Here is a 16,921-nt window from a genome sequence, read left to right on the forward strand (position 1 = left end):
CCGACCTGCACGAATGGTGTAACCATGGCCACGCTGTCTCCACCCGAGACTCAGTGAAATTGAAATCGCAGTGAAGATGCTGTGTACCCGCGGCTAGACGGAAAGACCCCGTGAACCTTTACTACAGCTTGGCACTGAACATTGAACCTACATGTGTAGGATAGGTGGGAGACTAAGAAGCAGAGACGCTAGTTTTTGTGGAGTCGTCCTTGAAATACCACCCTTGTAGTTTTGATGTTCTAACGTTGGCCCCTGAATCGGGGTTACGGACAGTGCCTGGTGGGTAGTTTGACTGGGGCGGTCTCCTCCCAAAGAGTAACGGAGGAGCACGAAGGTTGGCTAAGTACGGTCGGACATCGTACGGTTAGTGTAATGGTAGAAGCCAGCTTAACTGCGAGACAGACACGTCGAGCAGGTACGAAAGTAGGTCATAGTGATCCGGTGGTTCTGAATGGAAGGGCCATCGCTCAACGGATAAAAGGTACTCCGGGGATAACAGGCTGATACCGCCCAAGAGTTCATATCGACGGCGGTGTTTGGCACCTCGATGTCGGCTCATCACATCCTGGGGCTGAAGTCGGTCCCAAGGGTATGGCTGTTCGCCATTTAAAGTGGTACGCGAGCTGGGTTTAGAACGTCGTGAGACAGTTCGGTCCCTATCTGCCGTGGGCGTTTGAGAATTGAGAGGGGTTGCTCCTAGTACGAGAGGACCGGAGTGAACGAACCGCTGGTGTTCGGGTTGTCATGCCAATGGCATTGCCCGGTAGCTACGTTCGGAACTGATAAGCGCTGAAAGCATCTAAGCGCGAAGCAGGCCTCGAGATGAGTTCTCACTAGACTTTTAAAGTCTCTGAAGGGCCGTTGAAGACTACAACGTTGATAGGCAAGATGTGGAAGCATAGTGATATGTTAAGCTAACTTGTACTAATTACCCGTGAGGCTTAACCATACAACGCCAAACGCGTTTTATAATTTACGTCCATGTAAATTACTAAAGCCGCACTACGTGCGTTAAAATCTGTTCCAGACAGATTTTTATGTGACAGTTTAAGCGAAGAAGTTAATATAACTAAAGTAGATTACTGAAGACTTTTTATTATCAGAATTCCAAATTTTAGTAAGCTCGATTGAATCGACCTTACACCAAATTTGCTTGGTGACAATAGCGTTTTGGACCCACCTGACCCCATGCCGAACTCAGTAGTGAAACGAAACAGCGCCGATGATAGTGTAGCATTTGTTATGTGAAAGTAGGACATCGCCAGGCTCCAAATTAAAGAAACCCGTTACAGCGATGTGACGGGTTTTTTGTATTCTATGCCGTCAGCCGTCAGCCGTCAGCCGTCAGCCGTCAGCCGTCAGCTTTCAGTCGTATAGCGTCAACCTAGACACCGTAGCGGGGGTTGAGTATCTGACACCCACGGATAAAAGAACGCCACGAACTCCTCAGAGCGTAATCATACAGCTTGCCCTTTTAATACCAAACATATTTAATTTATGATCTATTTTAATTACCTTCTTTTTATGATCTAATACCCATACATTTGTCATTATCATTGAGTTTAGCTTGTCTACTATTCCTAACTTCCCGTATACCAGAGATGCCCGATTAAAAACGCGTTATGAAGTTATTCGCCTCTTTCTCGAAGTAAAAAATCGTACTGTTGTCGCCAAAACCACACGCGTTAGCCGTAGACTGGTCAATGAGTGGGTTACTGCATACTTATCCGATGGACTTAAAGCGCTTGATATTAAAAAACAATCAGGTCGCCCTTGTGGCTTAACATTAAAACAAAAGTGCCAGCTTAAAGATTATATCTGTGCGCACGCAGTGAAAGAAGAAGGTGGGAGGTTGATAGGTGAAGATATACGCAAATACATTTACGATACATTTGGTGTCCAATACAAACTCAATAATGTCTACCGTTTGATGTGTGAGCTTAATCTTTCATGGATAACGTCTCGTTCTAAACATCCTAAACAGTCAATTGAGGCACAAAAAGACTTTAAAAAATTTCCATTATAATACGATCATCACAATTCCAGGCCACGTGGCGCTTGATAGAGTGGATGTGTGGTTTCAAGATGAAGCGCGATTTGGGCAACAAAATACCACCTCAAAAATTTGGGCTAAAAAAGGCACTAGGCCACGTGTTGTGAAGCAACAGCAATTTCTATCCACTCATATTTTTGGTGCAGTATGCCCCGCAACAGGGCAAACAGAGGCGATTATAGCCCCTTATTTGAGTAAGGATATAATGAAACAACACTTACAACTCATTTCAGATGCTACGCCATGTGTAGTGGTCAACTAATTTAGGACACCTGATAAGAGGTTTTTGTTAAAGTAGCGTTTCTCTTTTTCTAGCGGTGTTAAATAATCATTAAAACGGTGTGGTCTCACTGACTGATAATAGCCCCAAATATAATCAATAATGGCAGTCCGAGCTTCAGCAATATTCTCATAACCGCCCTTTGGCATCCATTCTGTTTTAAAGCTCCTGAAGAACCTTTCAGTTGGCGCGTTGTCCCAACAGTTACCTTTTCGGCTCATGCTCTGCTTCATGCCATTACAACTTGCCACGGATTCAGCAAACTTCTTGCTAGTGTAATGGGTGCCTTGATCAGAGTGAAACAACACCCCACTTGGCTTTAAGCGCGACTGATACGCCATCTGCAGCGCTTTGGTTGTCAGCATACTGTCAGGCGAATCTGATACAGCAAAGCCAACAATACGACGAGCATATAAATCTAAAACGATAGCTAGGTAGCACCAGCCGCCTTTAATGCGAACATAAGTGACATCACCTGTCCAGACATGATTGGGCGATGTGGGGCTAAAGTTACGGTTCAGTATGTTGTCATGAGCTTTGTGTTCTTCATCACAGTGCTTGTATTTATGCGTCTTTAACTGACAGCTTTTAAGCCCCATGCTGCTCATAAGTTTACCTACCATATAACGGGTCAGCTTGATGCCGTGTTCATTCATTAGTATAGCGGCAATGCTGCGAGCGCCTGCTGAGCGCTTTGAGTCGTTAAATATTTGGCGGACTAATGCTTTAGTTTTGACGGCTTCAAGGCTGATGGGCTTGGGCTTTAGTCCATAGTAGTAACTGCTCCTCAATACCCCAAACAACTTGCATAAAAGGCTTTTACTGGCCTGTTTGTCTTGCTCTGCAAGCTTGCTTATCAGCGATAGCCGTTCAGGCTGTCCAAGGCCAGCAGAGCAGAAGCCTTTTTTAATATGTCGCGCTCCATAGTCAGCCGCTTAACCTGCTTACGCAATTCTTGAAGCTCGCGCTGTTCATCCGTTAAAGCGTTGCCGACTTTAGGCGCTTGGCCACTCATTTCTTGACGGTACTGACTTAGCCATTTCTGCAGGGTAGATTTGCCAATACCCAGTGAGCTTGCCACATCAGGTATGGTGCGGTTGTGATCAGTGACTAAGCTAATCGCTTCTAATTTAAATTCTCGGGTATATTGGTTGCGTTTGTTGGTCATACTATTTTCCTTCTTTGGGTTAGTATAGCCTCTTAGCAGTTGTCCAATTTAATTATGCCACTACAATGTGGACGGCACGCAGTGGTTATTGTTGATCGCGCAAGCTGGCATATGGGTAATGTTGGTGAAGGGATTAAAAATGTGTCGGTGATACCGTTGCCTCCTTATTCACCAGAACTTAATCCGGTTGAGCAAGTATGGGCATGGATGCGAAACAGAGAGTTATCTAATCGTACTTTTTCAGATTATGACGACATTGTGGAGCAAGTAAGTAGAGCGTGGAATGTGTTTCGTTCAAATATTACTAACGTTAAGCATATGTGCTTTAGAGCATGGACAAATTTGATCACTTAATAAATAATATTGGTATAACTCTCCTGCATTTTAATCTTGAAAAACCCGAAACCCGCGAACCTATTTCCTCTATCAGCTATTGAAGTTTGATTTTATGACTGTTTCAAATTCATGACAGTGAGTAACTCAGCCATTACAAATTAACCTGGGTTTTACTTAAATACACCGTCAAAAACTGCAATAGTGGGTTAACTTCTATATGCTCTTGCCAAATTATTATACTAATAGGTGAAGTGCATGAACTCTTCCACAGATGCTGCGCAGTTTGGAGCATCGACAACAAGTAAATTGAAATGGAACTTTCATGATACCCAGTGGGTATTAAGTCTTTTTGGGACCGCGGTTGGTGCGGGTATTTTATTTTTACCTATCAATATTGGTATCGGTGGTTTTTGGCCGCTAATCATTTTAGCGTGCATGGCGTTGCCGATGACATTTTTAGCCCACCGTGGCTTAGCGCGTTTTGTATTGTCATCAAAGAATAAAGATGCAGATTTTACCGATGTAGTTGAAGAGCATTTTGGTGCTAATGCTGGTAGATTAATTTCTCTATTGTACTTCTTATCAATCTTTCCAATCTTACTTATCTATGGCGTTGGTTTAACCAATACAGTAGATAGCTTTATCGTTAATCAGCTTGGTATGGAATCCCCTTCTCGGGTGCTACTCTCAGGTGTGTTAGTTGCCGGTATGATTAGCCTTATGCTCGGTGGTGAACGATTGATGCTACGTGCTTTTGCAATTTTAGTGTATCCATTAGTGGGGATTTTATTGTTTCTATCCTTGTATTTGATCCCTAGTTGGCAAGTGCCCGATATGGCCTTTCCTGAGTTTGCAGGCTTTAGTAAAACACTCTGGCTGTCAATTCCTATAATAGTGTTCTCATTTAGCCACGCAGCAGCGATATCAAGCTTTGTGAACGTGCAACGAGGTCATTATGGTAATCAAGCGACAGCTAAGTCTGAGGCGATTCTAAAGCGCACTAGCTTGCTGTTAATTGTATTCGTGCTGTTATTTGTATTTTCGTGTGTACTATCTTTAACGCCAGAGCAAATGCTGCAAGCCAAAGCGCAGAACGTTTCAGTGCTATCTTACCTAGCCAATGTGACAGACAACTCATTTATTGCCACCTTTGGCCCATTGGTGGCATTTATTGCTATTACTTCATCTTTCCTTGGTCATTTTTTAGGTGCGCGAGAGAGTTTTAATGGACTGGTGACGAAGCAAACAAGTTTGTCGCTGAAAAACGCTGACAAAATTGGTGTTGCGATTATGTTCTTGGCAATTTGGTTTTGTGCCGTTAAAAACCCAAGTATCTTAGATATGATGGATCAACTATCGGGGCCAATTATTGCGATGATATTATTTATCATGCCAATGATTGCGGTATATAAAGTCCCTGCACTACAGAAATACCGTGGCCGTTTTAGCACCTTGTTCGTGTTAGCGGTAGGCTTATTAGCGGTAGCTGCATTGATTTATGGTTTTGTTGCTTAGCAAGTAGCTTTAGAGACTTTAGTTAGATTAAATAAAAGCCCTGTAGGTGACAAACTTACAAGGCTTTTTAGTTTACGCGATTGCAGCTAGGGCACGACCTCTAATATCAGTAGCAAAGGCTAGGCCTTTTTTTAAAGCTTGTTTCAGCAGCACTAATCGCATCAGCATCGTCATTCGCTGCAAGTACAGCTTGGCTTAGTGCATTATAGAGATTTTTAATTTGCGCTTGGTAGGCTGAATCAATCGCACTTTCAATAGTCGTCATTAGGTCTTTTTTATAATCAATTAAACTGAGAATGTTAAAACACAATAGCTGATATTGAGGAGCTTTGTTGATGTTACAGGTGTTAATTTAGGTTTATAAGCTAGCGCTCATAGTTTATTGTCCCAGCGGTAGGTCAGGTTTTTGCCTGACAATATGACGGAAAAATCCCGGTTTATAAAAATACCAATACCAAACCTGTAGGAGCGACTTCAGTCGCGAACATATGAGATAATGATTTTTAGTTCATTAATGGCTAAAGCCACTACCTACTCGCAGTAGAGCTTACGAGACGGGATAAATCCCGACCTACAAAAGAACACGAAGAGCAAATCTCTGTACAGCGCAAAACGCCTCGGCGTGCTGTGGTGTGATTATCTTTAATACAATACTGTGGCCTTTTTCGAGCTTAAAGCTCTTTGAGGAGCTTATCCATCAGTTGAAGTATTTTTAAATACAACTTAAAATTGATGGCTTGCAACGGTTAGGTCTTCTATTTAACCAAAGTAATAATAATGGAGATCAAATGGTTGATAAAGTAACCTTATATCTCGAAGATATATTAGAGGATGCATTTTATTTTCTGCAGAATGGTGATGCGAAGCAGGGTAAGTACTTGCTGAAAAAAGCAGCTAAAAAGTACCCACGTCATTACTTGACCTATTATGGGGTCGGTATAATGGCTGTACTCAAAGGTGATTATAACTTAGCTATACAAAACTTGCTGAAATCCATAGCAGTTAATGGTGAATATGCTTTAGCTCACTATAACCTGGCGATTAGTTATCAAAAAACTGGAAAGGTTGATTTATCTATTAAGCACCATGTTGCAGCATTGAAGCATGCGTCACCAGAAGATACAGACGTTATTACTGCGTCTAAAGAAATTATTGAGTTAGTTGAAAAAGGCTTGCCGACAGGTTTTACTATTGAACAGTACCTTGAAGATTCAGAACGTTTCGATAGGGGCTTTGAATTTCTCCAAACAGAGCAGTATGAAAAAGCTATTCCCTTGTTTAAAGTGATTGCATCAAATCAGCCTAAGCATGTGCAGGCTAAAGGGAACTTGGGGATTTGTTATTTAATGTTACAGGATTATATGCAAGCGCGAGATTACTTTGAGCAAGCGTTAGCACTTGATCCAGACTATGGACCTGCAAAGAAAAACCTAGCTGTATTGAACAATATAGAAACCGGACTATTGAGTAAGCCTTTGGATATGCAATCAACTTATTTTTATGCAGAAAAAGTAGCACGAGCTGATAAAATAACTTAGCAATCGAATGGTTCAAGCTTATCGCTTAAAGCTTTACTGCTTTCTTTGGTTCAAATAGGCTGAATGTTGTAATACTCAACTCAGCCTACGATGAGCAATGTAATTATTTGCTCATTTTATCAAGGCTTGGCTACTCGAAGTTTTCCATTGTCTTCATTAAATTAAATGGCTTATTTAATTTTTCTAAGCTAGAAAATTGTTCACGTATATCTTCAGGCAAAATAAAGTAATCAGCTTTAGTTCGCTCAAAAGTTAAAGGTATAGCCATAATTAATTGGTTGTACTTATCAAGCATGGTTTTATCGCTATCTTTTAAGGCCTGCAATTTTGCTGAAAGCAATGTGAAACGCTGTAACTCATCATGTGTGCATAAATCTTGCGTCTTTGCATAATGATAAGATAAAACACTACTAAGAACATTCCAGTCATCTGAAAGATGTTTAACGTCATCTGGAGTTATAACTATTGCTGTTTGCTGACATTTTTCAAGTTTCGTATCATATGCTTTTATTGAGCTATGGTATTCGATAGTTAAGTAATTAGTGATGTTTGGGCTCTGTGATATGGCAGATGCAGGGTAAAAGCAGCATAATAAGGGCAGTATATAGCTAGTTTTCATGAATTCTCACAAGTCCGTTTTAGAGAAGAGCAGAGTAGCAAACTAAAATAACCTTTTGTACCAGTTAATTGTAATTACCTTTGTAGGTCTGGCTTTAGTCTGACAATGTGACGGGATGAATCCCGACTTACAAAAGAACACCAATACCAAGTACTTCGGTGTCAGATATTTCATGCTTAAAGTCACTTATAGACGAAGGCTAAAACTGAAAACGACAAGCCAAAGTAAATGCATGGAACCCCGAGGTTTGGAGGCTCTGCACGCTACACAGAGGGTTAAATTTCTATTTAAGGTATGTAGTGCTAGTTGTTTCTAATTTCAAGTAATTAAGTATAGACTGGGCTAGTTGTTTTAACTTGTTTACTTATAAGGAAATTACATTGTCGCAGTCTCTTCCTATTCCAGCCCAGCGTTGGTTATCACTGTTATTGTGCGCAATTACCGCGGCCGCGATTACAGTATTTTTAAGTAACGTCAGTTTTGTACAACAAGCCTATATGAAGTGGGGCAGTATTTTATACGCCAATCCTGTGCTGCACTATAGTTTTGCTTTTCTTGCCGGCATTGGCATCAAGCTAATGCTGGATAAGTTTTATATCTCCCACGCTAAACGCAGTATTGGGTTTAACTGGAAGTACCCACCAACGACTATTGCTGTGTGGTTCTCGATAATTGCAACACTTGTATATGTGTTCATTAGTGAACGCTACCAAGGCTATTTATTGGACGATGAGCTGCTCTTTGCTAGTTTGAAGTACCTTCATATTGCTCTTTTTGCATGCGTGCTGTGTATTTCGTTTCAAGAGTTGCAGGTAAAAACCAAAAAAGTGAGTATTAAATCATGGGGGTTACTATTTCTATTGTTAGGCATGTTCTTAGTTATGTCTGGTTATTACGACATGCCATGGCCGCTAATTACGACATATATTTTACTTTATAGCATTGCAGTTATTCTGAGAGTGAGGGGGAATGGTAGCTCAGAAGTTGTATCCACGAATAATGACATTGCTTTGAGTGACTCTGATAATGAATTTAGTGATTTAGAAGACTTTAGAGCTTGGTTTAAAGATGGCTCAATAATTACAAGCACAGCTCAATTGGAGCAAGACTTACAGGTTTACGCTAATCGTATTACCGAGCGACTTCGCAATGGTGGTGATAAATATGAACAATATATGGCGCAGCATATTGCCCTATGTGGTCCATTTGGATGTGGTAAAAGTAGCATTGTCGCTGCAATAGCAAATGAGCTCAAAAAATCTAAAAAGGTAGAAGCTGAATTATCAAATGAAGAAAAGCTAAAAGTAGAACAACAAAACAAGATTAATTGGATACACAGCGATATATCAACATGGGGCGCAGCAAGCGGCAGTGTTGCACATGTAATACTGAGTCATATCATTGATGACATTAGCCCGCACTTAGACATGTGCTCCTTTCGTGCGCTACCTAAGCATTATACCGAAGCCCTAAAATCAGGCGGCAGCTTTTTTCAATTTGCATCCACATTACTTGCAGGCCCAATTGATATTGAGCAAAGCTTTCAAAAACTTAATGATGTTCTTGAAGTAACCAACCATAAATTACTGATCACCCTGCAAGATGTCGATCGTGGCACCGGTGATGAAAACGAAAAACGCCTAAATGATATAGCCGCGCTTTTAGATAGACTAAAGAATAGAGATTTAAGTAACATCAACTTTATCATAGCTATGGGTAATGAAAATGAAGTTGCTGCTGAAGTGATCTCAAAAGTGGCTGATTATAGAGAGGATATTGCAAAAAAGGATTTTACAGACCTATTAGTTGATTATATTTATGAGAACTTAACTAGGAGCAAAGTGCTTACTGTTACACCTTATTCATTGGAAAGCTTGGATGATGTTAGAAATAACAAAATAAGTAGGATTGGCTTTTATTTATCTGAAATAGCTGAGTTAAATAAATTGATTTCAAGTTTGCGAGTGCTAAAAAGAATACTTCGCCGAGTTAATGAAATTTGGTGGCATAATAATTTAAAAGGAGAGGTTAATTTTATATCTTTACTTATGGTTTTAGCGCTCAGAGAAGTTAAACCTAGCTTATTCTCTAACTATCTTAACTTTATAGATTCTACAAAACTTAATAGTGAACTTGTAGATGTTGAAAAATTTCTAGAAAAAGACACCCCTAGTGATCTAAAAGAATATTTAAAGGTAATGCTAAATATAAAAATTAATACTGTTGAAATAAAAGATAGCGATCCTCCAAAAGAAAGAGATATTTGGCTTTTAAACCCTAATAAAGAATATCTACAAACGGTGGGCTGTACTAATGATATGTCATATTATATTCAGCGTATTACACGACAAAGCATTTCGAATGGTGAGTGTATAGATCAGGATGTTATTAAAGATATTTTAAAACTAACAAAGTTGCCTTTATCTGAATTCGTGGAAGAGTGGCTAAGTTTTGATGAGTACAAACAAGAAAAGTATTCGCAATTTATTTTCCTTAAGTTTAGCGAAGATCAAACATTAGCTTACCAAGAGGTAGGAAATGATAATTTACCAGATACATTATCATCTACAGAATGTAGGCATGTAATAAAGTTTGTTCATTACTTAGCGAAAAATCTAACCATTGAAAATATATATGAAATTTTTAATAGATTATTATATGTACAAGATGCTAGGGAGCATTCAAATGCACTCATTAATTACCTTGGCTTTAATGAAAAGGACATACCGATTGAAATTGAGACTCTTATTTATAAGTTGAACTTAGATAAAGATAAAGGCAGGTATTTATTAGTTTGTTTGAAGCAAAGTTACAAATTATATCATGCAGAAAAGAGATTAGAGGGTGTTAGTGAAAGCGAAAAATTCCATTGTTTAGGGAAAGTTTTGAGTAATTCTGAACATCTTAAGAAGCCCGTATCCCCCTGTGTCAGGATAGTTGTCGCCTCTAACTTTTAATAGAGGCAGATATAATGAGACGTCGATTTACACAAGAATTTAAAGTTCAAGCGGTTGAAAAAGCATTATCTCAATGTGATGATGTTCGCTTAGAAGATATTGCAGATGATTTAGGTGTCGGTTATTCAACGTTACAGCGTTGGATAGCACTCGCAAAAAAACATCAACTTGAAACACACCAGACGGGTAGCCAAATGACAGCAGAAAAACGACCACAAGACTGGAGTTTAGAAGAAAGACTCAGCGCGATTATTGACTGTGGTCATTTAGATGAAACAGCCATTAATGAATACTGTCGTAATAAAGGGCTTTACCCGCATCATATTAAGCAGTGGAAGCAAGATTTTGCCCAAGGACCTACAACGAAACTAGCTAAATCAGACAGTAAACAGCTTAAGCAAGAGATAAAACAGCTGCAAAAAGAACTGAATCGTAAAGATAAGGCCTTAGCTGAAACAGCCGCTCTGCTTGTTCTCAAAAAAAAAGCGGATGCACTCTGGGGTTTCAACGAGGACGATTAACAACACTGGCTGAGCGACATGAATTAATAAAGCTTATTACAAACGCGCAGGATTCTGGGGCAAGGAAAGAAAAAGCATGTGAGTTACTTGGGCTGACGGTAAGAACCGTTCAACGTTGGATTGAAGCTGACAATATGACTGACAAGCGAACAAGTACGATAAAACGGCCACCAAACCGTCTCACAGAGTTAGAGCGACAGCGTATTATTAATACGGTTAACTCAACTGAGTATGGGCATTTACCGGCCAGTAAAATAGTCCCTAAGCTGCTTGATAACGGCATATGGATAGCGTCTGAAAGTTCATTTTATCGTGTCATGAAGGCACATAACTTATTAACACATAGAGAAAAAGTAAAGCCGGCAAAGCCGATGAAAAAGCCAAGAGCATTGAAGGCAGTGCGTGCAAATGAAGTGTATACCTGGGATATCACCTATTGTGTGCTCGGAGTTCAGCACTAGCAAGGATTGCTTTAATGAACTACAAGTCTATTTGAAATGCGTAAATTAAATAGCAGAAGCTAGCTAATTTGCGTCGCTACTTGGTTGTGCAAGTAGTTGAGTCTGGGCAGCGGTGACTCATTGTATGCTAATGAGGTGACGTAACCTGCTGACAACGGGAAGTGAGGCGAATTCGTTAAGCCAAGATGCTTCTCTAGACTGAGTATTGGACGGATGAAGAACATGAACCGATTAACCCGCATCTGTGGGCTGAAATGTCGCCACTGCCTACACGAATTAATAGGCAGTATGATACTAATAGAGTGTTATAGGTAGGTGCATTCTATTCGATTTAGTAGATGACAAATATGCATCTATTAATGGACAAAAGTTTACGTCACAATTTAAGCGTTTGAGTATCATCACCTTACAGCACGATAAGGTTAAAGACTGCGATCGGCATCCCCCCCAATATGTTTGAGTTCAAATAGGTGAACCGAGGAAGGCTTGCAGTGAATGTTAAGGGAGCAAGACCCCGATGACACGCAAGTTGGCGGAGCGTTCGTAGTAGTCCGAGATGGGGAAAGCCCATTACATGGCGAAGGGGCGCAGTTTAATTGATTTGCGTGAGCAAATTATCTGACCTTAATGGGGTGAAGACCTTTGATAATCAGTGAAATGCAACGTAAATTAGCAACATGGACAGCAACCGATAAAACGCATCGCGTTAATCGATTACTGCGCCTTATCAGTCACCCGCAATGGCTTTGCCAAGCGGCCGAGGTAACGCTTTCTTCAAAGGGGGCCAAAACACCTGGCATTGATGGGATAACGAAAATTCATTTACAGGCTAATCTGAATGACTACCTAGATGAAATCAGAGATGATTTACTCTCAGGTAATTATCAACCTATGCCTGCCAGAAGAATTTATATTCCTAAAGCCAATGGGAAGCAACGCCCTTTAGGTATACCAACCTTAAGAGACAGGATAGTGCAACGTGCCATGCTCATGGCGATGGAACCAATATGGGAAAATGACTTTCATTCATTATCTTATGGTTTTAGACCTGAGCGAAGCGTTCATCATGCCATTCGTACAGTTAAGCTACAGCTAACTGATGCAAATGAGTCGAGGGGACGTTGGGTAATTGAAGGAGATCTATCAAGTTACTTTGATACAGTTCACCATCAATTATTAATGAAATGTGTGCGAAAGCGTATTAGTTGCCAGAGATTCAATAAATTACTTTGGCGATTTATAAAGGCAGGTCACATTGAACGTAATTTATTCTGTGCTACAAGCGAAGGTGTACCACAAGGTGGTGTTATTTCTCCACTGCTATCAAATATCATGCTCAACGAGTTTGATCAGTATTTGGATAAATGTTACTTAGGCAAGAAAGCACGTAAAAATCGTTGGTACTGGAATCGTACTATTCAAGATAAGCGCAGTATTGCACTAAAGGAAAATAGACAATGGAACCCTGCGGTTGCTTATTGTCGTTATGCCGATGATTTTCTCGTGATTGTCAAAGGTAATAAACAACAAGCAGAAGCAATTCGTGATCAGTGTCGAAACTTCCTTGAAGGTAAGCTAAAACTTACGCTTAATATGGAGAAAACCCATATTACCCATGTAAATGATGGGTTTATCTTCCTTGGACATAGGATTATTCGAAAGCGTGGACCAAAAGGTAATATGCGTGTGGTGTCTGGTATTCCACATGGTAAAGCTAAAGCATTTTCTCATTCATTGAGCCAAGCTTTATCAGGAGATCATAGTTGTAGCAAGATAGACAAAGTTGAACAGCTCAATCGTAAACTTAAGGGCTGGTCACAATTTTATCGACACACTGATTATACCGCTAAAGTTTACAGTAAAATTGATCGTATTATTTTCTGGAAACTTGCTAAGTGGTTGGCGAGGAAATATCGCTGCTCTATTAAGTCATTAATGATGAAATGGATCAAACGGCCAACGCCAAATCAGGCAACGACATGGGTGTTGTTTGGTGAAAGTAATCGCGGTAATTTATGTGGTGCATCACTATTTAGGTTAGTGAGTAGTCCTAAATTACAATTTCGATGGCGATTACCCGAATCAAACCCATATCTTAGAGATGAAATTAGAAACACCGTCACGTCTCGCTATAACGATGTTGCAATGGCTGTTAGCCACAATTAAGCGGAGAGCCGTATGCGCTGAAAGGTGCACGTACGGTTCGGAGAGGAGAAGCAGAGAAATAGTTCGACTACGCTCTGCCTCTTACTCTACTACCAACGAGCGTAAAAGGGCAATTTTTATACTTATATTTAGTGATGGACATTTTTAGTCGAAAGGTTGTCGGTTGGCAAATTCACGACACACAATTAAGTGAATTAGCCGCAGATTTAATGAAGGATATTTGCAGTCGAGAGCAAATAAAGCGAGAGCAAGTTACGTTGCACTCAGATAATGGCAGCCCAATGAAAGGCGCGACATTGTTGGCAACATTACAGGAGCTAGGCATTGTGCCATCATTTAGCCGACCGTCAGTAAGTAATGACAACCCGTACTCTGAGTCGTTATTTAAAACGTTAAAGTATCGCCCAGAATACCCAGAAAAGGCATTTGAAGATATAAGCGCAGCAAGAGAATGGGTAAGCGGATTCGTTGATTGGTACAATAATGAGCACCTACACAGTGGTATAAAATTTGTGACGCCAAATCAACGTCATTCAGGTTTAGATAAAGAGATATTAGCCAAGCGTCAGCAGGTAAACGATGCTGCTAAATTGAATAACCCAAGTCGTTGGTCAGGAAAGTCACGAGATTGGTCAATGATAAACGAAGTAAATTTGAATCCTGAGAAAAAAGAAGAAATGCGGGCGGCATAAAATTTAACTTGAGGCGACAACTAACTTGAAAAACTCCGGTATTGAACCCTGACTCAAAATTAAACAATGCACCTAAATTACCTAATATTACAAGCTTATACACACTTTCTTATAAAATAGGCGTTTGTAATGGTCAACAAATTCTGTAGAGATTCTAAGCGGCATTTTTTAATTCATTATATTTCTGATGTGGCGTCATATAATTAAGCGTAGAATGCCTACGTTTGTAATTGTAAAACTGAATATAATTGTCCACCTCACTTATAACTGAATGATGATTTATAAATGACAGGCGATTCAGTCGCTCTGTTTTTAAACTTCTAAAAAATCGCTCCATTACTGCATTATCCCAACAATTACCTCGACGACTCATACTTTGCGTTATAGTTAGTTGTGATAACCGAGCTCTAAACGAGGCCGCAGAATACTGACACCCCTGATCGGAATGAAACATCAGTTGATTAAGAACCGGCTGTTGACGCTTAATAGCATTATTCAATGCTGCTATAGCCAATTCAGCATTTGGGCTTGTTGATAAGGCATACCCTACAACTTCCCTCGTTGATAAGTCTAACACACAGGCCAAGTAGCTCCACCCTTGATGGTTCCTGATATAGGTAATATCACCGACCCAATGCGTGTTATGTGAATCAGGGTTAAACTCTCGTTTTAAGAGGTTCTGTGCGTACTTATGTTCATCACCTGAGTTAGGGTAGTAATGTTTTTTCTTCGGCCTGATGGCTTTTATATTCAACTTTTTCATCAGTGCCGCTGTTTTATATATTCCAATCGTATGATTTAACGCATTCAGTTCAACGTTCACTCTGCGTCTACCATACGTATAACCAGAATCGTCAGCGATAGATTTAATTAACTCCAGCAGTGCCTGCTCTGACTTATTTGGCGCGACGGGCGCATAGTAATAACTACTTGTACTGACTTCTAAAGCACGACACAACTCAGATACCGTATAGCTTGGGGTCGCTTTCTTCAACGCTTTAATTACTTTAAATTTTGATTGTCGCGAATGAAGAAAGCGGTGGCTTTTTTTAATATATCATTATCCCTTAAAGCTCGCTGTAGCTGCTTCTCTAGCAATTGAATACGTTGCTGTTCTGGTGTGAGTGCTTGTACATTTCCCGGGCTCTTACCATCTAGCTCAGATAGATATTGTTGCTTCCAACGTGATACTGCTGACTTTCCTGCGCCAGACATCTCTTCAATTTGCTTATTGGTATAACCTTCTTCTACCATTAATTTGGCATATTCAAGTTTTTGTTGTGCACTGAGTGTTACTTTTGATTTTCTGGTCATAGTGATACCTTTTGGGTTTAGCTCATTTTACGCTATAAACCTGTCCAGTTTCATTAGACCATTACAGTTGGAATTGTTGAGGTCAAATAATCAATCATAATTCTCTGTGCAGCGCGAAGCGCCTCGGTGAGCTCTGTGGTGAAATTGTCTTTAAATTAAAAACCGAGCGAGGTTTTTCGTGGCTGAAGCCATCTCCTACGAGTGAAGTGCTAGGGTTACAACTTATCGCTTAAAACTCTACCGCTTATGGCTAAAATTCTCTGTGTAGCGCGAAGCGCCTCGGTGAGCTCTGTGGTGAAATAGTCTTTAAATTGAACACTGAGCGAGGTTTTTCGTGGCTGAAGCCAACTCCTACGAGTGAAGAGTCGGTCTTACAACTTTTAAAGCTCTACAGCTTGTGGCTTAAACATGCTGGGTTTCGCGTCGCTCTACCCAGCCTACGTCACTATACTCAACCCAGCCAACGGTGATTAATTTAACGCCGATCTGCTCTTAATCTGACGGCTGATAGCTTACAGCTGAAAGCTCTTATTCTTCTATCACACTCACCACAAAATACGGATTCAAATATTCATCTTTGGTGTTGTATAACAGCGGGCTGCCGTCGAGTTTAGTGACTTTTGCACCGGCGATTTCGGCTATCGCGTGGCCAGCGCCGGTGTCCCATTCACAGGTTGGGCCTAGGCGTGGGTAAATATCGGCGCTGCCTTCGGCGACTAAACATAGTTTTAGTGAACTGCCTTTTGAGACCATTTCCACCTCGTCAAAGCGTTTTACAAACTCGGCTAGATCAGGGGATGGATGCGAGCGGCTGCCGACAACACGAATTAACCCTTTGTTAGGCTTGGTGGTGACTTTAAGTTCAATGCGCTCATCACCATGGTCTTTAAATGCGCCGATGGCCTCAGCTGCGAGATAAGACACGCCTAGCGCAGGCGCATCTACTACCGCTAAGATAGGTTTGCCGTTTTCAATCAAGGCGATGTTAACGGTAAACTCACCGTTCTTTTTAATAAATTCTTTCGTGCCGTCGATAGGGTCAACCAGCCAATAGCGGGTCCACGTTTGGCGGATATCCCAGCTGATATCGGCACTTTCTTCACTGAGTACTGGGATGTCTGGGGTTAAGTGGGCTAGGCCATTGGCAATCACTTTATGAGCTGCTAGATCGGCGTCGGTTACTGGGCTTTCATCAGCTTTGTACTCAACGTTAAAATCCTTTTCGTAAATCCCCATAATAGCGCTGCCAGCTTGGCGGGCGAGGATCAGTATTTCTTCGAGCAGTTCCGTTTGGTTCATGA

General features: G+C 40.7%; 14 protein-coding genes, 2 rRNA genes and 2 pseudogenes (1 of these 18 cut by a window edge). 12 read left to right on the forward strand and 6 right to left on the reverse strand.

Translation table 11 applies throughout. The features are described from left to right. The 4 genes from NDQ71_RS13690 to NDQ71_RS13705 form a co-directional block, all read left to right on the forward strand. Positions 1–949, forward strand: a 23S ribosomal RNA gene (locus NDQ71_RS13690); it begins 1,938 nt to the left of the window's first position. 203 nt (positions 950–1,152) lie between these two features. Beyond that, positions 1,153–1,267 (forward strand): 5S ribosomal RNA (gene rrf, locus NDQ71_RS13695). Positions 1,268–1,567: 300 nt separating this feature from the next. Then, entirely contained in the window at positions 1,568–2,026 is a 459-nt protein-coding gene (locus NDQ71_RS13700; protein WP_301561660.1) for a winged helix-turn-helix domain-containing protein, read from the forward strand. Positions 2,027–2,051: 25 nt separating this feature from the next. Continuing rightward, positions 2,052–2,315: a transposase gene (locus tag NDQ71_RS13705; RefSeq protein ID WP_301561743.1), complete on the forward strand. Its 264-nt coding sequence runs from the start codon at positions 2,052–2,054 to the stop codon at positions 2,313–2,315. Here NDQ71_RS13705 and NDQ71_RS13710 read toward each other — a convergent pair. Further along, positions 2,312–3,244: an IS3 family transposase gene (locus tag NDQ71_RS13710; RefSeq protein ID WP_201608432.1), complete on the reverse strand. Its 933-nt coding sequence runs from the start codon at positions 3,242–3,244 to the stop codon at positions 2,312–2,314. The genes NDQ71_RS13705 and NDQ71_RS13710 overlap by 4 nt on opposite strands. Then, the gene (locus NDQ71_RS13715) at positions 3,190–3,501 is read right to left on the reverse strand and encodes a transposase (protein WP_201608430.1); all 312 of its coding nucleotides are present in this window, start codon (positions 3,499–3,501) and stop codon (positions 3,190–3,192) included. Before NDQ71_RS13715 ends, NDQ71_RS13710 begins: the two co-directional genes overlap by 55 nt. Positions 3,502–3,564: 63 nt before the next feature. Here NDQ71_RS13715 and NDQ71_RS13720 point away from each other — a divergent pair. Continuing rightward, positions 3,565–3,855: pseudogene (locus tag NDQ71_RS13720) on the forward strand (transposase); the annotation flags it as partial. A gap of 237 nt (positions 3,856–4,092) precedes the next feature. Continuing rightward, positions 4,093–5,352, forward strand: coding sequence for an aromatic amino acid transport family protein (locus NDQ71_RS13725; RefSeq protein WP_301561745.1), 1,260 nt, complete (start codon positions 4,093–4,095; stop codon positions 5,350–5,352). 106 nt (positions 5,353–5,458) lie between these two features. On the opposite strand, the gene NDQ71_RS13730 is transcribed toward NDQ71_RS13725, so the two are convergent. After that, on the reverse strand, positions 5,459–5,617 hold the full coding sequence (locus tag NDQ71_RS13730) for a hypothetical protein (RefSeq protein ID WP_192543146.1): 159 nt from the start codon (positions 5,615–5,617) through the stop codon (positions 5,459–5,461). Positions 5,618–6,140: 523 nt separating this feature from the next. Here NDQ71_RS13730 and NDQ71_RS13735 point away from each other — a divergent pair. Then, positions 6,141–6,890 (forward strand): tetratricopeptide repeat protein, encoded by a 750-nt coding sequence (locus NDQ71_RS13735; protein ID WP_192543147.1) that lies wholly within the window; start codon positions 6,141–6,143, stop codon positions 6,888–6,890. Between the two features lie 130 nt (positions 6,891–7,020). On the opposite strand, the gene NDQ71_RS13740 is transcribed toward NDQ71_RS13735, so the two are convergent. Further along, complete coding sequence (locus NDQ71_RS13740; RefSeq protein ID WP_225736773.1) at positions 7,021–7,509, reverse strand: hypothetical protein; 489 nt, start codon at positions 7,507–7,509, stop codon at positions 7,021–7,023. A gap of 380 nt (positions 7,510–7,889) precedes the next feature. Here NDQ71_RS13740 and NDQ71_RS13745 point away from each other — a divergent pair, with 380 nt between their 5' ends. The 5 genes and pseudogenes from NDQ71_RS13745 to NDQ71_RS13765 form a co-directional block, all read left to right on the forward strand. Continuing rightward, positions 7,890–10,466 (forward strand): P-loop NTPase fold protein, encoded by a 2,577-nt coding sequence (locus NDQ71_RS13745; protein WP_192543148.1) that lies wholly within the window; start codon positions 7,890–7,892, stop codon positions 10,464–10,466. A 14-nt stretch (positions 10,467–10,480) separates the two neighbouring features. Further along, positions 10,481–10,987: a transposase gene (locus tag NDQ71_RS13750; protein ID WP_301561746.1), complete on the forward strand. Its 507-nt coding sequence runs from the start codon at positions 10,481–10,483 to the stop codon at positions 10,985–10,987. A 134-nt stretch (positions 10,988–11,121) separates the two neighbouring features. After that, positions 11,122–11,448, forward strand: a complete 327-nt coding sequence (locus tag NDQ71_RS13755; RefSeq protein ID WP_301561747.1) for a hypothetical protein — start codon at positions 11,122–11,124, stop codon at positions 11,446–11,448. 642 nt (positions 11,449–12,090) lie between these two features. Then, positions 12,091–13,614, forward strand: coding sequence for a group II intron reverse transcriptase/maturase (ltrA, locus tag NDQ71_RS13760; RefSeq protein WP_192543234.1), 1,524 nt, complete (start codon positions 12,091–12,093; stop codon positions 13,612–13,614). 80 nt (positions 13,615–13,694) lie between these two features. Further along, positions 13,695–14,306: pseudogene (locus NDQ71_RS13765) on the forward strand (transposase); the annotation flags it as partial. A gap of 154 nt (positions 14,307–14,460) precedes the next feature. Here the strand turns inward: NDQ71_RS13765 and NDQ71_RS13770 are convergent. Then, a protein-coding gene (locus NDQ71_RS13770; RefSeq protein ID WP_086962489.1) for an IS3 family transposase occupies positions 14,461–15,620 on the reverse strand; the annotation gives its coding sequence in 2 pieces (ribosomal slippage) (positions 14,461–15,347 and positions 15,347–15,620; 1,161 coding nt in all). A 528-nt stretch (positions 15,621–16,148) separates the two neighbouring features. Next, positions 16,149–16,919 (reverse strand): 3'(2'),5'-bisphosphate nucleotidase CysQ, encoded by a 771-nt coding sequence (gene cysQ, locus NDQ71_RS13775; RefSeq protein WP_301561748.1) that lies wholly within the window; start codon positions 16,917–16,919, stop codon positions 16,149–16,151. Positions 16,920–16,921: the final 2 nt, after the last annotated feature.

The sequence above is a fragment of the Pseudoalteromonas sp. KG3 genome (genome assembly GCF_030436385.1).
GTDB classification, from domain to species: Bacteria; Pseudomonadota; Gammaproteobacteria; order Enterobacterales; family Alteromonadaceae; genus Pseudoalteromonas; species Pseudoalteromonas prydzensis.